20 protein-coding genes are annotated in these 21,603 nt (G+C 44.8%); all 20 read right to left on the bottom strand.

Annotated features, from left to right (window positions below; all coding sequences use genetic code 11):
• Positions 1–7: 7 nt before the first annotated feature.
• A complete protein-coding gene (gene tamB / locus ACO59Y_RS01320) occupies positions 8–3,913 on the bottom strand; it encodes an autotransporter assembly complex protein TamB (RefSeq protein ID WP_486129964.1) in 3,906 nt (1,301 codons plus the stop codon).
• Between the two features lie 7 nt (positions 3,914–3,920).
• Positions 3,921–5,657: an autotransporter assembly complex protein TamA gene (gene tamA / locus ACO59Y_RS01315; protein WP_486129962.1), complete on the bottom strand. Its 1,737-nt coding sequence runs from the start codon at positions 5,655–5,657 to the stop codon at positions 3,921–3,923.
• A gap of 300 nt (positions 5,658–5,957) precedes the next feature.
• Positions 5,958–6,908, bottom strand: coding sequence for a sigma-E factor regulatory protein RseB (gene rseB / locus ACO59Y_RS01310; protein ID WP_486129960.1), 951 nt, complete (start codon positions 6,906–6,908; stop codon positions 5,958–5,960).
• Between the two features lie 72 nt (positions 6,909–6,980).
• The gene (locus ACO59Y_RS01305) at positions 6,981–7,565 is read right to left on the bottom strand and encodes an RseA family anti-sigma factor (protein ID WP_486129958.1); all 585 of its coding nucleotides are present in this window, start codon (positions 7,563–7,565) and stop codon (positions 6,981–6,983) included.
• Between the two features lie 18 nt (positions 7,566–7,583).
• Complete coding sequence (rpoE, locus tag ACO59Y_RS01300) at positions 7,584–8,159, bottom strand: RNA polymerase sigma factor RpoE (protein WP_486129956.1); 576 nt, start codon at positions 8,157–8,159, stop codon at positions 7,584–7,586.
• A 108-nt stretch (positions 8,160–8,267) separates the two neighbouring features.
• A complete protein-coding gene (locus ACO59Y_RS01295) occupies positions 8,268–8,525 on the bottom strand; it encodes an FAD assembly factor SdhE (protein WP_486129954.1) in 258 nt (85 codons plus the stop codon).
• An 80-nt stretch (positions 8,526–8,605) separates the two neighbouring features.
• Positions 8,606–10,282 carry a fructose-specific PTS transporter subunit EIIC gene (locus tag ACO59Y_RS01290; protein WP_486129952.1) on the bottom strand — a complete coding sequence of 559 codons (1,677 nt, stop codon included), beginning with the start codon at positions 10,280–10,282 and terminating at the stop codon, positions 8,606–8,608.
• Positions 10,283–10,286: 4 nt separating this feature from the next.
• On the bottom strand, positions 10,287–11,228 hold the full coding sequence (gene fruK, locus ACO59Y_RS01285; protein ID WP_486129950.1) for a 1-phosphofructokinase: 942 nt from the start codon (positions 11,226–11,228) through the stop codon (positions 10,287–10,289).
• 2 nt (positions 11,229–11,230) lie between these two features.
• Entirely contained in the window at positions 11,231–12,775 is a 1,545-nt protein-coding gene (fruB, locus tag ACO59Y_RS01280; RefSeq protein ID WP_486129948.1) for a fused PTS fructose transporter subunit IIA/HPr protein, read from the bottom strand.
• Between the two features lie 98 nt (positions 12,776–12,873).
• The gene (locus tag ACO59Y_RS01275) at positions 12,874–13,362 is read right to left on the bottom strand and encodes a hypothetical protein (RefSeq protein WP_486129946.1); all 489 of its coding nucleotides are present in this window, start codon (positions 13,360–13,362) and stop codon (positions 12,874–12,876) included.
• Positions 13,363–13,439: 77 nt separating this feature from the next.
• A complete protein-coding gene (paeA, locus tag ACO59Y_RS01270; protein WP_486129944.1) occupies positions 13,440–14,732 on the bottom strand; it encodes a polyamine export protein PaeA in 1,293 nt (430 codons plus the stop codon).
• A 59-nt stretch (positions 14,733–14,791) separates the two neighbouring features.
• Entirely contained in the window at positions 14,792–15,316 is a 525-nt protein-coding gene (locus tag ACO59Y_RS01265; protein WP_373603518.1) for a DUF1523 family protein, read from the bottom strand.
• Between the two features lie 25 nt (positions 15,317–15,341).
• A complete protein-coding gene (locus tag ACO59Y_RS01260; RefSeq protein ID WP_486129941.1) occupies positions 15,342–16,124 on the bottom strand; it encodes a YchF/TatD family DNA exonuclease in 783 nt (260 codons plus the stop codon).
• Between the two features lie 136 nt (positions 16,125–16,260).
• Positions 16,261–17,259: a DNA polymerase III subunit delta' gene (locus ACO59Y_RS01255; RefSeq protein ID WP_486129939.1), complete on the bottom strand. Its 999-nt coding sequence runs from the start codon at positions 17,257–17,259 to the stop codon at positions 16,261–16,263.
• The gene (gene tmk / locus ACO59Y_RS01250; protein WP_486129937.1) at positions 17,256–17,888 is read right to left on the bottom strand and encodes a dTMP kinase; all 633 of its coding nucleotides are present in this window, start codon (positions 17,886–17,888) and stop codon (positions 17,256–17,258) included. The genes ACO59Y_RS01255 and tmk overlap by 4 nt, the downstream gene beginning before the upstream one ends.
• 14 nt (positions 17,889–17,902) lie before the next feature.
• Positions 17,903–18,949 carry an endolytic transglycosylase MltG gene (mltG, locus tag ACO59Y_RS01245; protein ID WP_486129935.1) on the bottom strand — a complete coding sequence of 349 codons (1,047 nt, stop codon included), beginning with the start codon at positions 18,947–18,949 and terminating at the stop codon, positions 17,903–17,905.
• A gap of 64 nt (positions 18,950–19,013) precedes the next feature.
• Complete coding sequence (locus tag ACO59Y_RS01240) at positions 19,014–19,946, bottom strand: peptidylprolyl isomerase (RefSeq protein WP_373603513.1); 933 nt, start codon at positions 19,944–19,946, stop codon at positions 19,014–19,016.
• 74 nt (positions 19,947–20,020) lie between these two features.
• A complete protein-coding gene (gene pyrR, locus ACO59Y_RS01235; protein WP_373603512.1) occupies positions 20,021–20,560 on the bottom strand; it encodes a bifunctional pyr operon transcriptional regulator/uracil phosphoribosyltransferase PyrR in 540 nt (179 codons plus the stop codon).
• Between the two features lie 323 nt (positions 20,561–20,883).
• Positions 20,884–21,312, bottom strand: a complete 429-nt coding sequence (locus tag ACO59Y_RS01230; RefSeq protein WP_373603511.1) for a F0F1 ATP synthase subunit epsilon — start codon at positions 21,310–21,312, stop codon at positions 20,884–20,886.
• Positions 21,313–21,353: 41 nt separating this feature from the next.
• Positions 21,354–21,603: ATP synthase beta subunit C-terminal domain-containing protein (locus ACO59Y_RS01225; protein WP_486129932.1), on the bottom strand; the 250-nt coding region annotated here is incomplete at its 5' end.

Genomic DNA, 21,603 nt, shown 5'->3' with positions numbered 1-21,603 from the left:
ATTATTCCTAAAATTCAAACTGATAAAGTAAATCAAACACTTGATTAGTGCCGGAAACGGATTGGAAATAAAGCTGTGGCAACAAACGATAGCGCAAAGTCACCTCTGCCAAACCGTCAAATAAGCCAATGCCGTATTTAACTTGTAAGCGTTTGCCGATATTGCCGCTCACCTGCACTTTGGAACTATCGCCCACACCGGCAGTGCCTAAATTTAAATCTTGAATGCCGAAGACTTCACCGATACCGCCCACTAATTTACCGCTTTTCGCCAGGCCCATACCGAGCAATGCGGCGCCCACCGAGCCACCTGAACCGGCTTGACCGGCGTCCTCAAGCGAACGACCTGTTAGCAAATAAGAAAGCGCCTGATCTTGCGGCTTGCTCGGATTCGAGAAGACCGTAATTTCCGGATTGGTGGCTACCCCCACCACTTTTACGCCGGCGGTAATTTTGCTGTCTTCCATAGCTTCGGGATTACGAATTGCTTCAATATTAAGCATCGGCTGCGAAGCCAATCCAGTGAAATTAACTTGTCCTTTGCTAATTAACAAATCTTGCCCGAAAGACGCGTAACGCCCATTTTTCAAATCAATTTGACCATACAGCCCCAAACGCCCTTTTTCCTGTTTGACGGAAAGCAAGCCTTCCAAATGAGACTTAAAACCGTAAGCGTCAAAATTCACATCATTGCCGATTTTAATTTTTAAATCGGAACGAATTTCCATGCCTGATTTAGTAGTAGAAGCAAATTCACGCTTAATTAATTCATCTTTACTTTTGCGCGGGCCATTTAAAATCACTTCATCTTCGCTCACCGCTTCCGCATTCTCCGGCAAAGTATCCACTTTAACGCGCGCCCAAGGAATATCGATGTTACCCGAAAGTTCTAATAATTTCGGCGTAGCTTTCGCCAACACGTTGGCGGAAAAACGCAGTTTCCCCATGGAAGGCAAATCAAGCTTGAAGTTCTCGGTTTCCGCCCTCACCTCGCTGCGCCAGTCGGCGAGATTTGCCCAATCGGCATTGCCGTGAATATTCAAACGGCTGTCCTGCGTTCTAAGATGTCCTTGCAACGTAGAATGAGTGCCGTCGAAATGAAGGGTAACGGCACCGTCGGTCAGCACGAACGGTAAGCTTTTCAACTTGCTTCTCAGGTTGCGAAAATCAACATTGCCATGCAACAGCGGTTTTTGTAAATTACCGCCCAAATTTAAACGTGATTGAATTTCACCCTCGACCGATTCATCGCTGCCGAACAACTGATTCGCCGGCGCTAAATTCAAACGCTCAATGCTAAACAAGCCGTCAAGACTACGTGCACCGTTTAAATCGTTGAGTTTTAAATCCGTATTGATACGTCCTTGATTTTGCACATGAATATCGGATTTCAAAATGAGATTATTATTTTGAATGTCCGCATTCAAAGTGAATTTCGGAATATCGAGTTTAAACGTACGGTAATCCAATTGTTGTGCAATGGCGATATTATCGCCGTTCAAGGCAAGATTTAAGATAAACGGCTTATCACTGAACCACACCGCCCGACCTTCGCTACGAAGCTGTCCTTTTAAGGTTTCTTGTTGGATAAATTTATTTAGCAAATTTAAATTCAAGCGTTTCAGATTGAAAGGAATGTCGCCGTTCATACCGACGGTGAAAGTTTGCGGAAAACACAAATCCAGGTCCGCATTTTGCCAGCAATGCGCGCTGACGGTGGCTTGCGTTTTATTGTTGTCGTAAGCGACGGCAACGGTTTGATTCGGTTTGATTCCGCCGATCGGCGTATCGATATTCACTTGGCTCAAACTGCCTTTCCACTGCTGCAAAGTGCGATCAAAAATTCCGGAGATTTTAAAATCTGCCGCCAGCGGCTCGCCTTGCGAACTGAGCATGATTTGATGATTTTGCTCGTCGCCGGAAATATTCAACGCAAATTGATGCAACTGCACACTATTGGCATAACGAAATAGCACCGCATTGAAATCAAGCCGCCCCTTTACTGTCGGCTCGCTCAAGATATCCGCTTGTAGCGTTCCTTTCGCAAGCTCAATATCTTGCATGTGAAAATTTTGCACTTGCATATCAGCCGTTAAACTCGGCGCGGTTAATTTTCCTTTAATACCGAGATTGCCCGTCACGGCGCCCGACAAATCGCCGTATAACCCGCGCAAATTCGGTGCCTGAATAGCCAATGCAAAATCCGATGCCTCACCCAATACGCCGTTGGCTTGAATGCGGTTATCGCCATAATTCAACAATAAAGTGGGAACCTTCAACAAGGTTTGATCGCTTAATAAAACGCTTCCTTGCAAACTTAACGGGCGGCCGGAAAGCACGCCGGTTAAATCAAGGGTCGGCAAATTTACCTTCCAACTGTCGTCCGTCACGCTGCCGGAATTGATTAATTCACCCGATAATATTGCCGGGAAATCCGGCAAATAAGAACGAAGGTTGAGTTTATTTAAGTTTGCTTGCACCTGCCATTGCACGCCGTTTTTCCAATCGGCCGAACCAATAAGCGTCGCGCTTCCCCCCTGCGCCGCAAGGCTGAGTCGATTAATGTTGACTTGATATAATTTGCCGTCAGCATCGAGTTCCAAATGGGTGTGCGGAATATGCGCCATACCTTCCGCGCCACCCGCCAGTTGCGCGTGATAATCCAGTAAATCGCCGCTTAATTTGAGCGACACATCATTAATTTTTAACGGCGGTAAAGTCGGCGCAAAGGCATATTGCCCTTTTGATGCGGTCAAATCGAGATGAAACGGCATTTTGTCTTCAGCCGGTTTGACCTCACCGTTGAGCACCGCATTGAACGCACCTTGTGTACGCAACGCAAGCACGACGGTGTTTTTCAACGCGCCGGAAAGCGTCAGATCCGCTTGGCTTTTCGGTAATATTTCTTGGCCTTGAAATTTCAACGGATTGAGCGCGGAAGTCAGGCTTAAATCAATGGCAAAATCGCCGTTTAATTGCAACGTTCCTTGCGCATTCAACGTACCTAAGGAACTGTCGATCGCCAATTTTTGTAGTTGCAGCGCGTGCCCCGTTGCATCAGCTTGAAACAGCCAAGAAGACAGCGTGATACGTTGCCATTCCTCACCCCGTTCGTTTTGCACGACATATTGCCAATCTTGTGCCGAAAGGCTCGGTAGGTGAATATCAAACGGCAAATTCACTGCTTGTATATCGTCTAAAAATGCCGGAGTAAGGCTTTTTTCAAGCGCCATCCAATCGACCGGTTTAGAGGCTTGAGTTCGGCTTGCTTTTTCTGTTGTTTGAGCCTGTCGAACAGTTTTCACCGTCAGTTTTTTCAATTCCGTTGGCGCTAAAGTTAAGCCCGATACCTTATTCAACCCGATTGCGGTTTGAAAGCCATCAAAGGTTAATTCGGTTTGATCCAATTGAAAACGCAAATTATCCAGCGCTGTATTTTTCACTTCGATGTCAACGGGCAAACTCAATTTTTCCGTCGGATCGCTCGGTTTTTCTTCTTTCGCTACGGACGGCGGAAGTTGCGCAGTATCAATTAAAATCGTTGGTGAATGCACGGATAAATCTTCCACGCAAATTTTACCTGTAAGCAAACAGCCGAAATCCCATTGCAACCGAGTGCGGGCGATTCGAATATCAATTCCCGCACTTTGATAACGCACATTATCCAACACCAAACCTTGCTGCAAACCGCCTTCGATTCGCTCGATGGAAAGTGCGTCCGACCATTTATCGGCAAGCCGAATCAAACCGCGTTGCCCCGCATCAAAAGAAAGCACGCCGAGCAACCCAAAAACCAACAAAAGAACCGTCACCGTTGCGATGCAAAAGGCTTTGCGCAGGCAAGTTTTTTTCTTTTTAGGCACGGTTCGTTCGCCCTGAGTGCGGTCCGATTTTTTTAATTCCTGTGCTGACATAATCCACCTAAATTTCGCTGCCCAAGCCAATGTAAAATTGGATATTTTTGCTGCTATCCTTGTCGCGAATCGGCGTGGCGATATCAAATTTAATTGCGCCTACCGGCGACGCCCAACGCACGCCCGCACCGGCGCCGTAACGCAATTCTCGCTTACTGAAACGGTTCGCCGCCAAACCGGCATCCACAAAGACAGCGCTCCACCACGAAGGATAAACTTGATACTGGTATTCAAAAGAACCGCTAAACAAACGCGAGCCGCCGATTAATTTGTTATTGCGGTCGCGCGGCGAAATTTTCTTATAGCCATAACCGCGCACGCTACGATCGCCACCGGCGAAAAAACGCAATGCCGGCGGGATTTTATGAATATCTTTGGTGTGTAAGTAACCGATTTCGGCACGCGTGACAATGCGGTGCTTATCCGCATAAGTGCGCACCCAACCGCTGGAAGCCTGCAGTTTGAAGAAACTCACTTCTGATAATGCGCCTTTATGCGCGACATCAACGGTAATTTTTTGCGCATCGCCCCAACTCGGGAAGATTCCGCCGCGCAAACGGGTACGGGTAAAACCGCCCGTCGGATAAACCAACAGGGTTTTATCTTCGATGCCCGCTTGAGTAAATTTGTCGTAACGCGCCCGCATACCGGCAAAATACTGCCAACCTTCGGCGTTGTTCCAATAACGCAAACCGGCCAACGTGGCCGCGGTGGTTTTAGTATCGTTATCGTTTTCATTTTCTAAGCCGGTAGAAAATTCGTAGTAATAATTTAGCGGATTTTTCAACAACGGCATTTTATAAGTGGCTTCCCAGGTCTGTTTCGGTGAAGAAAGATACAAATTTGTGCGAAAGCTGTGGCCGCGATCATTAATCCAAGGCTTCCTCCAGCCGATTTGTAAATGCGGGCCGGTATCCGTCGCAAAACCGACACCCAGTTCCATCGCATTTTTCTTGCGCGGATAGAGCAATATGTCGAGATCCACCTGCTTATTTTTTTCATCAATATGCGGTTGCAATAACACGGAAGTGAACCAGTTAGTAGAAGAAAAATCATTCGATAATGCGGAAAGTTGATTCACCAAATAGGGTTCGCCCGATTTGATTTGCAACATATTCTGTAAATAATCCCGGCGGATTTGTGCATGGCTAAATTTGATAACGCCGTAGTGATAACGCACGCCGCTGTCAAATCGCATACGCCACCAAGCTTGATGGGTTTCCGGGCTGATTTCCAGACGGGAAACGGCAAATTCCCCGTCTAAATAGCCGCGCGCCAAGGCAAGAGCGGAAATACTGTTTTTATAATCTTCATATTTTTGATGTTCGACCAATTCGCCGTCTTTCGGCAAATTTTTACGCAACGCTTCAAACGCCTCGTCCTGAGCCGCCTCTCCCTCGATTTGCACGTCGCTGCCGGCAATGCGCGTTGGTTCACCCGGCGTAACGTGCGCGATTAACAAATTGCGCTTGCCTTTGCGCATCTTCAATTCAAACGTTACCGACGAACTGTAATAACCGAATACACGCAAGCCTTTATCCACCGCTTCCGTCACCAATTGCTTACAACGCTCGGAACCGTCCATTTCTTGGATGTCTATCAGTTCGACGTTGAGTTCGGTATTACGCACGGCGCGTTCGCCTTTAATCCCGCGAATTTCAATATCGACGGTTTGCTCGGCAAACGCAGAAAACGCCACAAAAGAAAGCAAAAGCGCGGTAAATTTGAAAGAGATTTTTTTCATTTTTCGCTCAACCCGAAATCAAAACCGCCTTAGTTTACCGATAAAACCAGGCGCTTTGAACGTTTTTTAGAAATTTTTAATGAATTAACAAACGGATACAAAAATGCGTTTGCAAACGCGAAATGATTCAACGCCGATGTGAAGCCAAAATTACACTCACAAAATAGCACCGCATTGAAACTGCTTTCAATGCGGTGCTATTTTGGTAGTACGCAGCCGAGCTAAAATCTCAGGCGCGTTTTCTTTAGCGATGATTTGTATATTGCGAAACGCCACAAATCAATGGCGGTTTGGTCATCATTAATTCGTAAACTTCACTTCTTGCACGATACGTTTTGCCGCAGCAACCGGTAATTGCCCGATAAAGGTAATTTCTTTATCGCCGATTATTTCGCTATAGAAGGTAAATTCGCCCTGCTTCCAAGTTTGCTCTTGATTCGGCTGCGAACCTTGCGCTTGCGTAACGTAAAGCGTGAAAGTGAACAAGCCGTCGCTAAACAAGGCGCTGTCGATGACTTCACCTTCAAATAAATCTTGGCTACGGCGCACGCTTTCAAATCCTTGCGGTAACCAACCGGCATGCCAGTTTAACGATGGTGGCGTATTTTTCACTTCATTTAATAACGGTGGCATCGAGACTTTGTTGAGATAATCGGTTAGACCTTTTAGGCGATCGTCGATATAAAGGGTAACCACCCGAAATTGGTCGAGCAATTTTCCTTCGCGATCCAGCATATCGCCGCGTAATAAAAGTCCGTTTTCTTCATCTACGAAAACTAAATATTGATAACGAAAATCGTCTTTCGGCACAATGCGGATACCGTCCGCATAACGCCCGGCAATGCGGTTCTTGCCAAGGGGGATAAAATCATAATTTTGCGCTAGTTTATCGAAATCACTCCGAATAATCGCCGGCAATGCATCGACAATGTTGCCGCTATTTAGCGTAAATGCGCGGGAGTTAGGCTGAAAATAGCTGACTAAATTATCGCGCTGAATAATTTCTTGTTGTTCGCCGTCAAGCGTCACCAATTGCGCGTAAGTTTTATTATCACGTTTAATATGGCGATAGCGGAAGGAATCCATATTAGAGGGAGAAGTCTGTACGAAAGCAATTTCATAATTAAGCTCGTTCACTGCGTGTGCCATTTTTTCGAGGCTTTGTTTAGCGTTGAAATCATCCGCAAAGGCAGAAAAACCCAGGAAAGAAAACAGCCAAAGCGCAATTATTTTCAAAGAAATTTTTTTCATAGTCTATCCATAAAAAATTCACCACCCATCGCGGGGATCGGTGGTGAATGATTTGCTCTTATCGGAGAATTATTATTTTGCTTGGTTTGCATCAACGTTTAACGTATCTGCATGAATGCGACGTTGCAATTCGTAGTTTTGTAACATTGCGCCGATGCGACGACTTTTTTGTTCCAATTGATCGCTAGTCGCCACATCTTTGGTCGGAGCATTGTAGCTAACTTCTTGCACCGCATTATTAAACGGAAGCGTTTGTAAAACCGGCGTTTCAGGCGGGTTACTGACATCGGTCTTCGCGTTAAACGATTGAACGCCAAGCACTGCCGCTAAACATACGCTTGCCGCTACTGCAATTTGCGCTACCGGTGCGAAGAAAGATTTAAACTTACGCATAAATGGTAAACGTTGTGCCTCTTTAACAGTCGGTTGAGATTCGGTGAGCGCAACTTTTTCGATTTCTTCGTTTTCGATTAATGCTTCCATTCTCGTGGTGAAATCAGCTCCTAAAATGACTTCGCTTTCTTTACGAATCACGGCACGCGCCACATGGTAAGTTGCCCAAGATTGACGCAAGGACTCGTCATTACACAATTCTTTTGTGAACGCCACATCCACTTGTTCGCCGTCCATATAGGCTGAAAGTAACTCTTTTTGCATTTTTAAACTCCGACTTTTTTAACGTTGCATAAGCGGTTGTATTTTGTTTTCAATAATTTCACGCGCACGAAAAATTCGAGAACGCACGGTACCTACCGGACAACCCATAACTTCCGCAATGTCTTCATAACTTAAACCTTCAAGTTCACGAAGAGTAATCGCGTTTTTTAAATCTTCCGGCATACCGTTAATCGTATCAAATACCACTTTCTTCAACTCTCCGGACAATATCTCATTTTCCGGGGTATCCACATCGCGGAGATGAATTCCCGCATCATAATTTTCGGCATCTTCCGCCAAAATATCTTCGCTAGGCGGACGGCGCCCCTGTGCCGCTAAATAATTTTTCGCCGTATTCACGGCAATTCGATATAGCCAAGTGTAGAACGCACTATCACCGCGGAAAGATTCAATGGAACGATAGGCTTTTATAAAGGATTCCTGCGCAACATCGGGAATGTCATTGCGCGAAACGTAACGAGTAAGCAATCCGGCCACTTTATTTTGATAACGTGAAACCAATAAGTTAAAAGCTTTTTTGTCGCCTTGCTGTACCCTTTCTACCAAAGCTTGATCCGTTAGCTGTTCAGCCATGTTTCTCCTAATGCTATGTCTAACATGCCTTCATCTTCAAGACAGCAAACTCTCAATGCTTCGTCTGACATAGTGAGTTTTAGAAAGTTCAAAGATTAATCATTAAATTTAAACAGTCGTTATTTTTTGCGCGGTTTGAATATATTCCACCATATTTTGCAGCTCAAGATCGTCCGATTTGCCGCGGTTAAAGAACCAAGAAAACAATTGCAAATCTGTGCTGGCAAGTAAACGAATGAAAATATCTTTCTGGCTATCAGTAAGCTCATCAAAATGCGCTTGATAAAACGGCATAATAATTTTATCCAACTCCAACATACCGCGACGACAGTCCCATTCAATACGTAATTTATTATATTTATCCATCTTGATTCCTTAATCCAAGGTGCGGTCGATTTTTAAAAATATTTAACATTAACCGCACTTTTTTATTAAATTAACGCAAATTATTCCGCTGTCGCTTTCGGTTTAATCATCGCATAAATCACACCGGTCAATAAGCCTCCGAGCGCAATCGCGCCTAAATAAAGCAACGGTTCGGAGACAAACGGAATCACAAATAAACCGCCATGAGGCGCTTGTAAGCTGATATTTAGCGTCATAGAAATTGCTCCGGCGATCGCGCCGCCAATCACTGAGCTAATAATCACACGAATCGGATCCGCCGCCACAAATGGTAATGCCCCTTCGGAAATAAAGCATAAGCCAAGCACGAAAGAAGCTTTGCCCGCATCGCGTTGATTGGCGGTAAATTTACTGCGCGCTATCCAAGTGGCAATCGCCATACCGATTGGCGGCACCATACCGGCTGCCATTGCCGCGGCCATTGGTGTATAAACACCGGAAGCAATCATGCCCACGGAGAAAGTGTACGCCGCTTTATTAACCGGTCCGCCCATATCGATACACATCATCGCGCCGATTAGGGTTCCCAATACCATCGCATTCACTTCGCCCATGGATTTTAACCATTCGCTCAATGCAGCCATGATTTGCGAAACCGGCGGATTGATCAGATAAATCATCGCCAAGCCCACAATTAACGAGCCTAACAATGGCAAAATTAAAATCGGTTTTAAGGAAGTCAAACTTGCCGGTAATTTAATCGCCGCATTTAAACCTTTCACCACATAACCCGCAAGGAAACCTGCGACGATACCACCTAAAATCCCCGCACCGGCGGTCGTTGCCAACATACCGCCGATAAGACCGACCGCAAGCCCCGGACGATCGGCGATGGAAAACGCCACATAACCGGCAAATACCGCAATCATCAAATGAAACGCGGCGCCGCCACCAATATCCATTAAGGCTTTCGGCAAGCCGTAGAAAATGGTTTCGTCTTTAAACGCCTCAATACCAAACATAAAGGAAACGGCGATTAATAAACCACCTGCCACGACTAACGGCAACATATGCGACACACCGGTCATCAAGTGTTTATATACGCCTTTTTTCTCGCCGCTTTCTTCCGTTTTCGCCGCTTTCGTATTACCGCCGTCAAAAATTTTCGCTTCTTTAAAAGCTTTATCAAATTCCTGTGCGGTTTTCTTCAACGCAAGTCCGGTTGAGGTGCGATACATCGGTTTGCCTTTAAATTTATCCAACGGAACATCAATATCCGCCGCTACAAACACCAAGTCTGCCGCCGCCACTTCTTCCGGCGTAATTTCATTGCCGGCACCCACTTGTCCACGGGTTTCCACCTTAACTTTCCAGCCTTGTTTTTTTGCATAGGTTTCAATCGCTTCGGCGGACATAAAAGTATGCGCTACGCCGGTCGGACAAGCAGTCACCGCCACAATATTTTTCACGCCATCGATAATGTTGCTAAAACCGACCGCTGTTTTAGGCGCCACGTACGGCACCGCATTGACTTGCGCATCGGCAAGAATAGCTTCGGGCCCATTCATTACCGCCTCTTCACGCGCGAAAAAGACTTTTTTACCTTCCAATGCGGTGCTATTTGGCAATGTCGAACCGAATACAATGACGACGTCTGCCTCGGCTACATTTTCAACGATGGTGATATTGGCTTTTTGCGCCGCAACACGTAACACTTCGCGTAATAAATAGGCTTTTGCGCCGCCAATGTCGGCGGATGGGGTTAATAATAACTTCATTCGATTATCCTTCAATCACAGTGATCTTCACTTGGTTTAAAATCGGTTCAAGGAGGGCAGGATCGCTCACGCCGACGTTACTTTGCGACACCGCAAAAGCCGATACGGCGCTGGCAAAGGCTAAAGTTTCCGCTTTGGAGAAGCCTTTTGCAAAGCCGTAAATTAACCCCGCCACCATCGAATCGCCAGCGCCCACGGTGCTCACCACATTTTTGCATTTTGGCGGCTGTGCTTTAATGATGCCTTCGCGGTTAATCCATAAAGCCCCTTCCGCGCCCATGGAAACAATCACATTTTCAATACCTTGGGCTTTTAATTGTTGCGCCGCTGCAACGATTTCTTCAATGCTGTTTAATGAGCGACCAATCCACGCCTCAAGTTCTCGGTGATTCGGTTTCACCAGCCAAGGATGCGCTTTCAAACCTGCCGTAAGCGCCGCATTACTGCTATCGAGCAACACTTTTACGCCCGCTTGGTGCAATTGATTTAACCAAACGGCAAACAATTCCGGCGTAACCCCGCGCGGAAGACTGCCGCACACCGCCACAATGTCGTAATCCAAGCAATAAACCAAAGAATCGGCGGTAAATTGTTGCCAAGCTTGTTGGCTGATTTGATAACCGAGAAAATTTAGGTCGGTGACATCCGCTTCAGTTTCGGTGATTTTCACGTTAATTCGGGTTTTGCCGGCAACGCGCTGGAATTTATCGTGCAAACCTTGTTTTTTGAACATTTGCTCGAAATCGCTCGCATTGTCTTCGCCCAAGAAGCCGCCCACGCTAACGTCCACGCCTAAATCTTTTAACACTTTCGCTACATTGATGCCTTTACCGGCAGGAAAAAGCCCGAGAGTTTCCACGGTATTCACTTCGCCCAATTCGATGCGTTTTAAACGCCCGACCAAATCATAAGCGGTATTTAAGGTGATAGTTGCAACTTTTACCATGATTATTCTCCTTTGCCTTCACCAAGACCGGATTCAATCGCCATGCGAATACCTTCTATTGCTTCTTTAGCTTGTTCGCCGCTCGCCACGAAACGCAAACGTGAGCCTTTCACCACGCCTAACGCAACGATTTTCATCAAGCTTTTTGCGCTGACTAATTGAGAATCACGATCAAGATTTTGTACCGCAACGGAGGCATTATATTTTTTCACTTCGTTCACCAGCACCGCACTCGGACGCGCATGCAAGCCATGCTCATTGTTGATCACAAATACCGCCTCGATGGCATTGGAAGGCAAGCTGTTATCTTCGCGCACGGCCGGTGCGTGTACTTGTTTGCCCATCACCTCAATGCAATCAGGTTCTGCCGGTGGTACGGCGGAAACGTTTTCGCCCAACCCTTCGGCAATCGCTTTGCCTAATCCTTCGATGGCTTGTTTAGCGTCTTCGCCTTCCGCAATAAAACGTAAACGTTGACCTTGCGTCACACCCAATGCGACGATTTTCATTAAACTTTTCGCGCTAACCGGTTCGCTATCGCGGGTAAGATTTTGCACAGTAATTTTGGACGTAAATTTTTTCACCTCATTCACTAGCACCGCACTCGGACGCGCGTGCAAGCCGTGTTCGTTACGAATAGTAAAGGTGCCCGTCACAGTGCCAATTACCGGTTGTGGTGCTTGTGACGCTTGCGTGGCTTGAGCCGCTGCCGCAACGACGACTTCATCGCCTAAAAGCGCGCTCAAGATTTCTTGAGAATTTCCGCTCAATAATACATTTTGCGTGTTTTCATCTAACAAGCGGGCAAGCGTCGGATTGATGCGGTAATCCACAGCCGCAACGGTAAGCACGCCTTTCACCGCTTTGCCGTTGTGCTCAAATATGGTTTTCGCGCGACTAAAAGCCAGGGCGTTTTTCACATTGCCGGTAACCGCATCGGTTACCCACAAACCTTTGCCTAACGGCAACGCAGCATTACTGACCACTTCGGCGACGAAGCTATTTAGCACCGCATTGGAGGCCTGTAATTGACCCGCATTCATCGCCACTAACGTGAGCAAACTTTGAGTATCGACGTCCAAACGAATATTTTCCGGCGGAATAGTGAATTCCTCCGTCGATTCACCCATTAAAATTGCGCGGAATTTTTCCACATCGTTTAATGCCGCCAATTTTGCCGCAGTATCTTCATCGCCAAGTACATGGGTTAATTGACGCAATAACGCCAAATGCTCGTCAGAACGCGCGGCGATACCGATTACAATATGAGCAATATTGCCTTCGCCCCATTCGATTCCTTGTGGGAATTGGAACACTTGCACGCCGGTTTTTTTCACCATATTACGGGTTTCTAAAGTGCCGTGAGGAATGGCGATGCCGTTACCTAAGAAGGTCGAAGTTTGTTGCTCACGACCGAGCATACCTTGCAAATAGCCACTTTCTACATTGCCCGCTTGTTCTAACGCTTGCGCCGCCATTTCAATGGCTTGTCGTTTGGTTTGCGCCGAAGCGTTTAAATGAATGTTGCTTGCCGAAAGTTCTAACATTCTTACTCCTTAAAGGTTTATTAATTTTTTAAATCTATTGATATTTAGAAAAAAGAAAACTGCTGACGGAAGATTCCATCAACAGTTTTTTAACTCAATTATTTTGCGCTACAAACTTTTAATAATTCGTCACTGCCTTTTACCATATATTCATCGTTTTCATCGCGCTCCTCACCATTTTTCAGATCGCGCATCGCATCGTAAATCCCTTGCGTCACGCTTGGAGAATCCAATTTGTTCCAGCAATTGGGAGCTAAACGATTAAAGTTATTTTGTAACGCTTCGGCGTGTAATACACCGCTGTAATAGGCATACACGTCGGAGTCGTGCCCGCCAACGTAAAGTTTGTCTTGAATTTGTTTAATCGGTACTAAGATGCGGCCTAAATACCAGTCATTTGCGCCGCTGGCAAAGTTATCCACATAGAAATTTTCATTTACGCGGCCTTTGTAAGTCGCTACGGTCGCTTCATAAGCCGAGGCATAAGATTTTTGATCGATTTTATCTTTATCTAAATCAATCACCTTAACGGAAGAACATGCCGCCAATGCAATGGAAAACAGCAATACCAAGATTTTTTTTAACATAGTCATTCCTATTTTGAAGATAAAATAATCGTCGCAATTATACTGGCTGTAGGCGATTAAGCAAGAAAGTGCAGGTTTTACTCATTATCTTTCACTAACGATACCAAAATTTGATCGATCTTGAAGTTTTCCGTATCGATGACTTCAAATTTATATTTGCCGTAAATCAGCGAATCGGTTTTCTTCGGAATTTTACGCAGCATGTACATCATAAATCCGCTAATGGTTTCATAATTTTCTGCGTCAGGGAAAGATTCAATATCCAGTGCGCGCATTACGTCTTCCAACGGGGTAGCACCATCGATTAACCAAGAATGTTCATCGCGGCTGACAATATATTCTTCCTCATTGGAAACCAGTTCACCCATAACGATACTCATCACGTCGTTAAGCGTCATAATTCCCACCACCAAAGCGTATTCGTTCACAATAATGGCGAAATCTTCACCGGTGGATTTAAATAATTCCAACACTTCATACAGGGAAAGGGTATCCGGTATAAACAACGCTTTCCGCAATAATTTCGGATCGGTCAGCACCACATTTTCATTTTGCAAATACATGGTGAGTAAGGTGTGTGATTCCACATACCCTAAAATCTTATCCAAACCGTTATCGCAAATCACGATTTTGGAATGGGAATCGCGCGAGAGCGTATCCACGACTTCCTGACGACTAAAAGTACGATCCAAATACACGATGTTCTCACGTGTGGTCATGGTAGACGTCACGGTACGTTGCTGCATATCGAAAATATTTTCGATGAGATAATGTTCTTGCGTTTTTAACACACCTGCTTCCGCACCCGCTTCAACCACGGCGAAAATATCTTCCGACGTCATACCGTCTTCGCGCACCGTTGAAATGCGAAATAAGCGGAAAAAACCGTTGGCCAAGGTATCGAAAAACCAAACTAACGGCTTAAACACAAACATACTGAAATTCATAATGCCGACGATGCGAATCGCCACCGCTTCGGGATAAGTGATCGCCAGGCGTTTCGGAATTAAATCGGCAAATAAAATAAATAGGCAAGTCACCAATGCAAAAGCTATGACGGAGGACGCCGAGACAATCCAATCACCTTCAAAAGAACGGCTTAGCACGTTGGCGATGTAAGGACTAAGAGCACTTTCGCCAATCCCGCCGCCCAAAATAGCGACCATATTCAAGCCAATTTGCACCACGGTAATAAAACGCCCCGGATGTTCTTGCAGTTTTAACACTTGCAACGCGCGCCCATCGCCTTCATTAGATAGGGCTTGTAGCTTTAATTTGCGCGAGCCCGCAAGGGAAATTTCCGCAGAGGAAACCACGGCACTGATGAGAATCAAGCCGACAATCGCTAAAATAGTATGAAAAAGTTCCATGATTATTTACTCAAAAAATAAGTCGAAACGACCGCATCTTGCGGCCGTTTGAAATTGAATTACTTTTCGCTGTCGAACCAGCCGCGTACGAATTGAATCGACAAGAATAAGGTGACGAGTAGAAAAGCATAAAACAGCCACGATAAAATCGGATAGCTCGGCGTCGCATCGCCGTCGATCTCCTTCACCGACACCGCATTGCGAAACTCATCAAACATCGTCAAACGCCAGCCGTAATATTTAATTTGCACTAATTTATTTTCATTCCCCATGGCTTGCGCTTGTGCCTGTAAATTGGCCGAACCAAATTTAAAATAGAACGGAAAACTCCAGCGCGTATCTTCATTGCGGTACACCATAATTTTACCGTCGTCATTTTGCGTATTAATGTAATACACATCGCGCGTCGGGCCATCTGCCGGATTGGCTTTGGTAATCGGGCCATCTTTATCTACGCGTTTAACTTCCACACCGGTCACACGCGTCACGTCATAATGCGGGAATACGTAATTGACGACCGAAAACATAAAGCCGTGAAACACAAACAGCACGACAAATAAGAAATATTTGAAAAATTTACGCATTGTTTTTCCTCAAAAAATTGTTCATTTATTCTACACGAATTTTAAATAAACGCTCAAAGTTTCGCGTCGTAATCTCGGCGAAAGACGCCGTAGAAAGCCCTTTTAAAGTCGCCACATATTCGCATACTTCGCGCGTATAAGCCGGTTGATTTTCTTTCCCGCGATACGGCACTGGCGCCAAATATGGCGAATCGGTTTCCACCAACAGGCGATCGACCGGCACATAGCGAATCGCTTCACGAATACTTTCCGCATTTTTAAAAGTAACAATACCGGAACAAGAAATGTAAAAACCTAAATCCAACACCTTTTTCGCAAATTCCAAGGTTTCCGTAAAACAATGAATCACGCCACCGCACTTTTCCGCGTGGTTTTCGCGCAGCAAGGCGAGCGTATCGTTGGCCGCCGAACGTGTGTGGATAATCACCGGCTTGGCAAGGCGATTGGCAATGTCAATTTGGCTGGCAAACACCGCTTGTTGCTCGGTTTTATTATCCGCACTGTAATAATAATCCAAGCCGATTTCGCCGATGGCAATCACTTTTTTATCTTGCGCCAAATGCAGTAAACGCTCAGCATCGTAAGGTTCTTCTTCAAAATCCAGCGGATGCACGCCACACGCCAAGGAAATATTTTCAAATTCGCATAACGAGGCGTACGCTTGCTCAAAACGGCTTAGCGTCACGCCAATAGCGAGCAAATGTTTTACGTCGCGCGCACGGGCTTTTTCCACCACGTCAGTAATGTTTTTGTGTAAATTTTGGTAATCCAAGGCATCCAAATGGCAATGAGAATCCACGATAAACATATTTATTTTTCCTTTATTTATTAAGTGCCAAGAAGCGATTTGAGCACCGCATTGAACGCTTGTCCTACGCGGCTTCAATGCGGTGCTAATTTGAAAGGTCACGGCAACTCTTGGCTTCAAACCAAGAAATCGAAAGTTAATTTTCGAATACTTCTGTGATCAATTTCGTCAAGCCGTCCAACAACATTAATTCCACATTCACGCCGTTAATCGAGAGCAAATCCGAGCGTACTTGTTGCATGATTCGAACGGCTTGAAGCAGCCCCTGTGGGCTTTGTTCCCGGCTAAATTGTTCAATACCGCGCGTTAAATCAGCCACTTGGCGATGACTGTCGATTCCCAGTTTGTGTTTAAGGCTGTCAGCGAGAAATGCCAAAATCCAATCCACTTGTTGCACATAACCTTCTTTATCGAACCAAGGCAGCAATTCCAACGGTGAACGGCGACGGTAAAAAAGCCAAAATTGACGAAGAAAAGTTTTGCGTTGTTCAATGAGGCCCTGTTGAAGAACTTCCAATGCGCTCAACGGGCGACCTGAACTCATCGCCAACGCCGTTGTGATATCCTCAAATAGCACCGCATTGGAACCGCTTTCGACGGTATTTTGTAGCCATTGTTGCGCCATTTCGCGGTTCGGCACGGGCAGATTCCACACTTGACAACGGCTGTAAATGGTAGCCAATAAATTTGCCGAACTCTCCGCCTGCAGTAAGAAATAAGTGTTTGGGCGAGGCTCCTCCAGGGTTTTCAGCACCGCATTGGCGGCCGCTTCAGTCAAACGTTGCGCACCTTGCACATACACCACTTTATTGCCGTTTTGCTGTGCGTGTTGTGCAACGATTTCATTTATTTCACGCACTTGATCAACGCCGATATCTTTGCCTTCGATGGATTGCAGTAGATGATAATCGGGGTGACTGCGCGCCGCCATTAAATGACAAGAATGACATTGACCGCAAGCTTCGTTGCCTTGCGGGTTCGCACACATAATACGGCGGGTAAGTGCATCAAATAAAAGTTCCGCACCCAAACCAGAATCCGCTTTGATTAAGATGGCGTGATGCCCCACTCCCTCAGAAAAGGTTTGTGCGATTTGATGGTAAGTCGGCACCAGCCAAGGATAAAGAGCGCTCATTTTTCGCTGCGTTTCCACCAATTTTTCAGCGCATGTTCAATATCAATACGAACTTTCTCAATACTTTGCTCGGCGTTAATAAGCACCGCTTTTGGATTGTCTTTCACTAATTCTAAATAACGCTCTCGAGTGCGATGGAAAAAATCCAAGTTCATTTGTTCGATGCGATCCAGTTCGCCGCGTCCGCGTGCACGGGCAAGGCCGATGGTCGGTTCGATATCCAAATAGATCGTGAGATCCGGTTCAAAATCACCAAGCACGGCTTCTTTTAAGGTGCGCATAAAATCTGCATCAAGCCGACGACCGCCACCTTGATAGGCTTGCGACGACATATCATGGCGATCGCCTACGACCCATTTGCCTTGCGCCAATGCGGGTTTGATGACGTTTTCCACCAACTGAATGCGCGCCGCGTAAAGCATCAATAATTCTGCTTTGTCGGTGATTGGTTCTTCCGTTTCGTGCTTAATCAATGCACGTAATTTTTCCGCCAAGGGCGTACCGCCAGGTTCACGCGTAAATATCACGTTGTTCACACCCAATTCGTTTAATAGCTGCACGACGAATTGATGCGCGGTACTTTTACCCGCACCTTCCAAACCTTCAATAGCGATAAATTTTCCGTTCATACTTTTCTTTGTTCCTATTTCGCCGTTTTTTGACTGCGGTACCAACGTAAATATTCTTGCACCGCTTTGTTATGTTCGTTCAAATTGCGGGTAAATTTATGTCCACCGGCGCCGTCCGCCACAAAATAATAGAAATCGGTCTTTTCTGGATGCGCCACGGCTTGCAATGCGCTTTCGCTCACCATGGCGATCGGTGTAGGCGGCAGGCCGTCTATGACATAAGTATTGTAAGGCGTCGGAGTTTCCAAATCGGTTTTACGAATATTGCCGTCGTAGTTTTCCCCCATACCATAAATTACCGTTGGATCGGTCTGCAATTTCATTTTCGCATTTAAACGGTTAATAAATACCGACGCCACTTTCGCGCGTTCCGCCGCGATACCGGTTTCTTTTTCTACGATGGAAGCGAGAATTAACATCTCGTGAGGATTGGCTAACGGCAGATTTTCATCACGTTCTTGCCAAGCTTTGGCTAACGCCTTTTTCAGACGTTCGGCCGAACGCCGTAGCAATTCTAAATCAGTAGAATTTGGGGTGTAATTGTAAGTATCAGGATATAGCCAACCATCTAAATTTCGCCATTCATAAACGGCTTTATCGTAATCAGGGATGGCTAACAATTCAAAAATTTCTTTATCGCTTTTTGCTTGCAAAGTTTGCGTTAAATGCGGTGCGTTTAGGAGGCCTTTGCGCCATTCTTTAAAGGTTTTGCCTTCGATAAATTGCACGTTAAATTGCGCTTCTTTGCCGGAATTAAGCAGATTAAGCAGGTCTTGCACGGTTTTCACGCCGTTTAAGGAATAAGTCCCCGCTTTAATTTTATTAAGTTCCGGTTTTAATTTAAGCAAATAAGGAAGAAGTTGCGCATTATCAAGCAACTTTTCTTGCTCGAAAAGTGCAGCCAATTTTTGGCCCGTCGTACCACGTTCAACAGTTAAAAGCTGTTCAGGTTGCACATTGATGGCTTGAATTTGGAAGGCATTAAGTTTTTGATAACCCCAAAAAACTGCTCCGGTACCAATTAAAAGAAGAATAATTAAATAACTAAAAAATTTTTTCATAGAAAAGGGAATGAAATAAAAATAACAAAAGGGGCGAAGCGCCCCTCTTATGCTAAATATCGGTTTATTTATTAAAATATTGAATATCTGCCGTCTTGCGAAGAGCTTTTACCCAATCTTTTGTGGCGTCTTGTAATTGGCTGTTGACAATTTTTTCATAAGCTTTTTGGCGGTAAGCCTCTTCAGTGCGGTCCCCTTCACGAGTTCCAGTAACTTCTAAAATATGCCAACCGAACTCAGATTTAAACGGAGCGGAAATTACGCCCGGCTTAGTGTTTCGTACCACTTCTGCAAAAGGCCCAACATAAGCTTCAGGGAAAGCGTAACCTAAACTACCTCCGTTAGCGCCGGATAAATAATCTTTAGAATATTTTAAGGCCGCATCGGCAAAACTGATTTTGCCTGATTGAATATCGGAACGGATTCGTGTTAACTCCGCTTTGGCTTGAGCATCATTCATCAATGGATTAAGTTTAATTAAAATATGACGAACTTCGTATTCTTTACCGGTTACTTTTTGCTCGGTGCCGTTTGTTTTGGCTTCTTTTAACATTTTTTGCGCGAGGGCTTCCACTTCTTCGCGCGTGACTTGTACGCTATTACTGATTGCATGATCACGCACGCCGGACATAATCATTTGATTCACAATTTGTTGGCGAAAATCATCAAGAGAAATGCCTTGATAATCCAATGCATCTAAAAATTGGCCATAAGTTAAACCGTTTCTTGCTGCGGTATCCTCAATAATAAAATCAATTTCTTCCGGGTTTATTTGTATACCGGATTCTTGAATCGCTTTTTGTACTAAAATATCATCAATGATCTTATCCAAAGCGGCTTGTTGGTTACCTTTTTTCCCCATTGCCGCACGCACTTGGCTTTCTAATACGGGAATACCGTCAACAGTGGCAACTACTCGCTCTTCAGCATAAACGGAAGAAAAAGCAAATAAACCTAATATGGCGAACATCCATGATTTTACTACTAGTTTTTTCATATTTATCTTTCTTTAATAAGCCAATAACGGTGGTTAGAGTATCAATTTTAAACAAGGTTCACAATAGCTTGGGATTATTTTGACAATAACGCAACTTCGTAACAACCATCATATTTTTTCGTTCTAACCTGCACTTTTTCGTCACGGCTGGTCGGAACATTTTTGCCGACATAATCGGCACGAATCGGTAGTTCACGGTGTCCACGATCAACAAAAATGACTAACTCGATTTTTGCCGCACGACCAAAATCCGTTAGTGCATCCATTGCTGCACGAACAGTTCGACCGGTAAACAAGACATCATCAATTAAAATTACTTCTTTATTTTGAATATTCATATAATTTGATGCGCCGCTATATACCGGTGTTGGATTTTCCGATTCTCTATGTTGCAAATCATCACGATAAAACGTGATATCCAATTCTATGGAAGGCAATTCGATTTGAATTAAATCTACAATTTTATTTTTTATAAGTTCGGCTATTTCCGCACCACGGCGTTTAATCCCGACGATAACCACATTATTCAGATTTGAATGTTTCTCAATAATTTCGTGGGAAATACGAGAGACCGTACGCTGGAACTGATTTTCATCAATAATTATCTTTTGCATAACTGATCCGATTTAATAGTGAAAGTGGCGGTAAAATACCATAAAAGAATGAGAAATTTAATGGCTTTTAATGAACTATCCATTAACATTCTTTTAAATACAAACGCTCAATTCAATACATCATTCAAACAGCACCGCATTGAAAGTGAATAGAGAACCGCATTAAAGCAAACTAAGCGAATAACGAAACGTAAGATTGTAAGAGCTGGATGACGGATTCAAAACAAAATGAAAAAGGCTGAATCCCAAACAACATGGAACTCAGCCCTTAAATTAAATACATTCGCTTTCTTAAAAGCAAATCAAAACGACTTTGTTTTTTATTATCGTCTTGATTTAACAAGTTTTTCCGTTAATTCGTATGCCCGAAGTTTCGCTAACTCTTTAGAAAGTTTCGCTACAAGTAAATCATGATCCACATCGGCAACATGTGCCACGATATTTTCTTCGGCTTTGCGTTTTGCTTCACGAATACGATCCGCATCTAACTCGTCACCACGAATCGCTACATCCGCAAGTACGGTGACAACTGTTGGTTGTACTTCCAAGAAACCGCCGGAAACATAAATCACTTCTTCGCTATCGTTTTCTAATGTCAGTTTTACGATACCTGGTTTGATTGCGGTCAGTAACGGGGCGTGCCCCGGTAAAACACCGAGCTCACCTTCTATACCGGTCGCCTGAACACTTTTCACGTTGCCAGAAAAGATTTGATGTTCTGCACTTACTACTGTTAAGTTAAATGTTGCCATGTTTTTCTCCTTCAAGTTTGATATGCATCAGCTTGAAGTGATTACATATTTTTGGCTTTTTCTAGCGCTTCGTCGATTGAACCGACCATGTAGAACGCTTGTTCCGGAATATGGTCATATTCACCGCTTAAAATACCTTTAAAGCCACGAATAGTTTCTTTTAACGGAACGTATCTACCCGGTGTACCGTTGAAAACTTCAGCAACGAAGAATGGTTGTGATAGGAAACGTTCGATCTTACGTGCACGTGCTACCACTAATTTATCTTCTTCAGATAATTCGTCCATACCA

The sequence above is a fragment of the Rodentibacter sp. genome (assembly GCF_057314195.1).
This window is presented reverse-complemented; position numbering and strand designations above follow the sequence as displayed.

What these genes read in the sequence shown, in the direction of transcription:
- ACO59Y_RS01265 (WP_373603518.1), bottom strand. Translation starts at nt 15,316, where the DNA reads ATGCGTAAATTTTTCAAATATTTCTTATTTGTCGTGCTGTTTGTGTTT.
- tamA (WP_486129962.1), bottom strand. Translation starts at nt 5,657, where the DNA reads ATGAAAAAAATCTCTTTCAAATTTACCGCGCTTTTGCTTTCTTTTGTG.
- ACO59Y_RS01290 (WP_486129952.1), bottom strand. Translation starts at nt 10,282, where the DNA reads ATGAAGTTATTATTAACCCCATCCGCCGACATTGGCGGCGCAAAAGCC.
- ACO59Y_RS01260 (WP_486129941.1), bottom strand. Translation starts at nt 16,124, where the DNA reads ATGTTTATCGTGGATTCTCATTGCCATTTGGATGCCTTGGATTACCAA.
- paeA (WP_486129944.1), bottom strand. Translation starts at nt 14,732, where the DNA reads ATGGAACTTTTTCATACTATTTTAGCGATTGTCGGCTTGATTCTCATC.
- rseB (WP_486129960.1), bottom strand. Translation starts at nt 6,908, where the DNA reads ATGAAAAAAATTTCTTTGAAAATAATTGCGCTTTGGCTGTTTTCTTTC.
- ACO59Y_RS01240 (WP_373603513.1), bottom strand. Translation starts at nt 19,946, where the DNA reads ATGAAAAAACTAGTAGTAAAATCATGGATGTTCGCCATATTAGGTTTA.
- ACO59Y_RS01295 (WP_486129954.1), bottom strand. Translation starts at nt 8,525, where the DNA reads ATGGATAAATATAATAAATTACGTATTGAATGGGACTGTCGTCGCGGT.
- fruB (WP_486129948.1), bottom strand. Translation starts at nt 12,775, where the DNA reads ATGTTAGAACTTTCGGCAAGCAACATTCATTTAAACGCTTCGGCGCAA.
- ACO59Y_RS01230 (WP_373603511.1), bottom strand. Translation starts at nt 21,312, where the DNA reads ATGGCAACATTTAACTTAACAGTAGTAAGTGCAGAACATCAAATCTTT.
- tamB (WP_486129964.1), bottom strand. Translation starts at nt 3,913, where the DNA reads ATGTCAGCACAGGAATTAAAAAAATCGGACCGCACTCAGGGCGAACGA.
- rpoE (WP_486129956.1), bottom strand. Translation starts at nt 8,159, where the DNA reads ATGGCTGAACAGCTAACGGATCAAGCTTTGGTAGAAAGGGTACAGCAA.
- ACO59Y_RS01255 (WP_486129939.1), bottom strand. Translation starts at nt 17,259, where the DNA reads ATGAGCGCTCTTTATCCTTGGCTGGTGCCGACTTACCATCAAATCGCA.
- pyrR (WP_373603512.1), bottom strand. Translation starts at nt 20,560, where the DNA reads ATGCAAAAGATAATTATTGATGAAAATCAGTTCCAGCGTACGGTCTCT.
- ACO59Y_RS01275 (WP_486129946.1), bottom strand. Translation starts at nt 13,362, where the DNA reads ATGTTAAAAAAAATCTTGGTATTGCTGTTTTCCATTGCATTGGCGGCA.
- ACO59Y_RS01305 (WP_486129958.1), bottom strand. Translation starts at nt 7,565, where the DNA reads ATGCAAAAAGAGTTACTTTCAGCCTATATGGACGGCGAACAAGTGGAT.
- fruK (WP_486129950.1), bottom strand. Translation starts at nt 11,228, where the DNA reads ATGGTAAAAGTTGCAACTATCACCTTAAATACCGCTTATGATTTGGTC.
- mltG (WP_486129935.1), bottom strand. Translation starts at nt 18,949, where the DNA reads ATGAAAAAATTTTTTAGTTATTTAATTATTCTTCTTTTAATTGGTACC.
- tmk (WP_486129937.1), bottom strand. Translation starts at nt 17,888, where the DNA reads ATGAACGGAAAATTTATCGCTATTGAAGGTTTGGAAGGTGCGGGTAAA.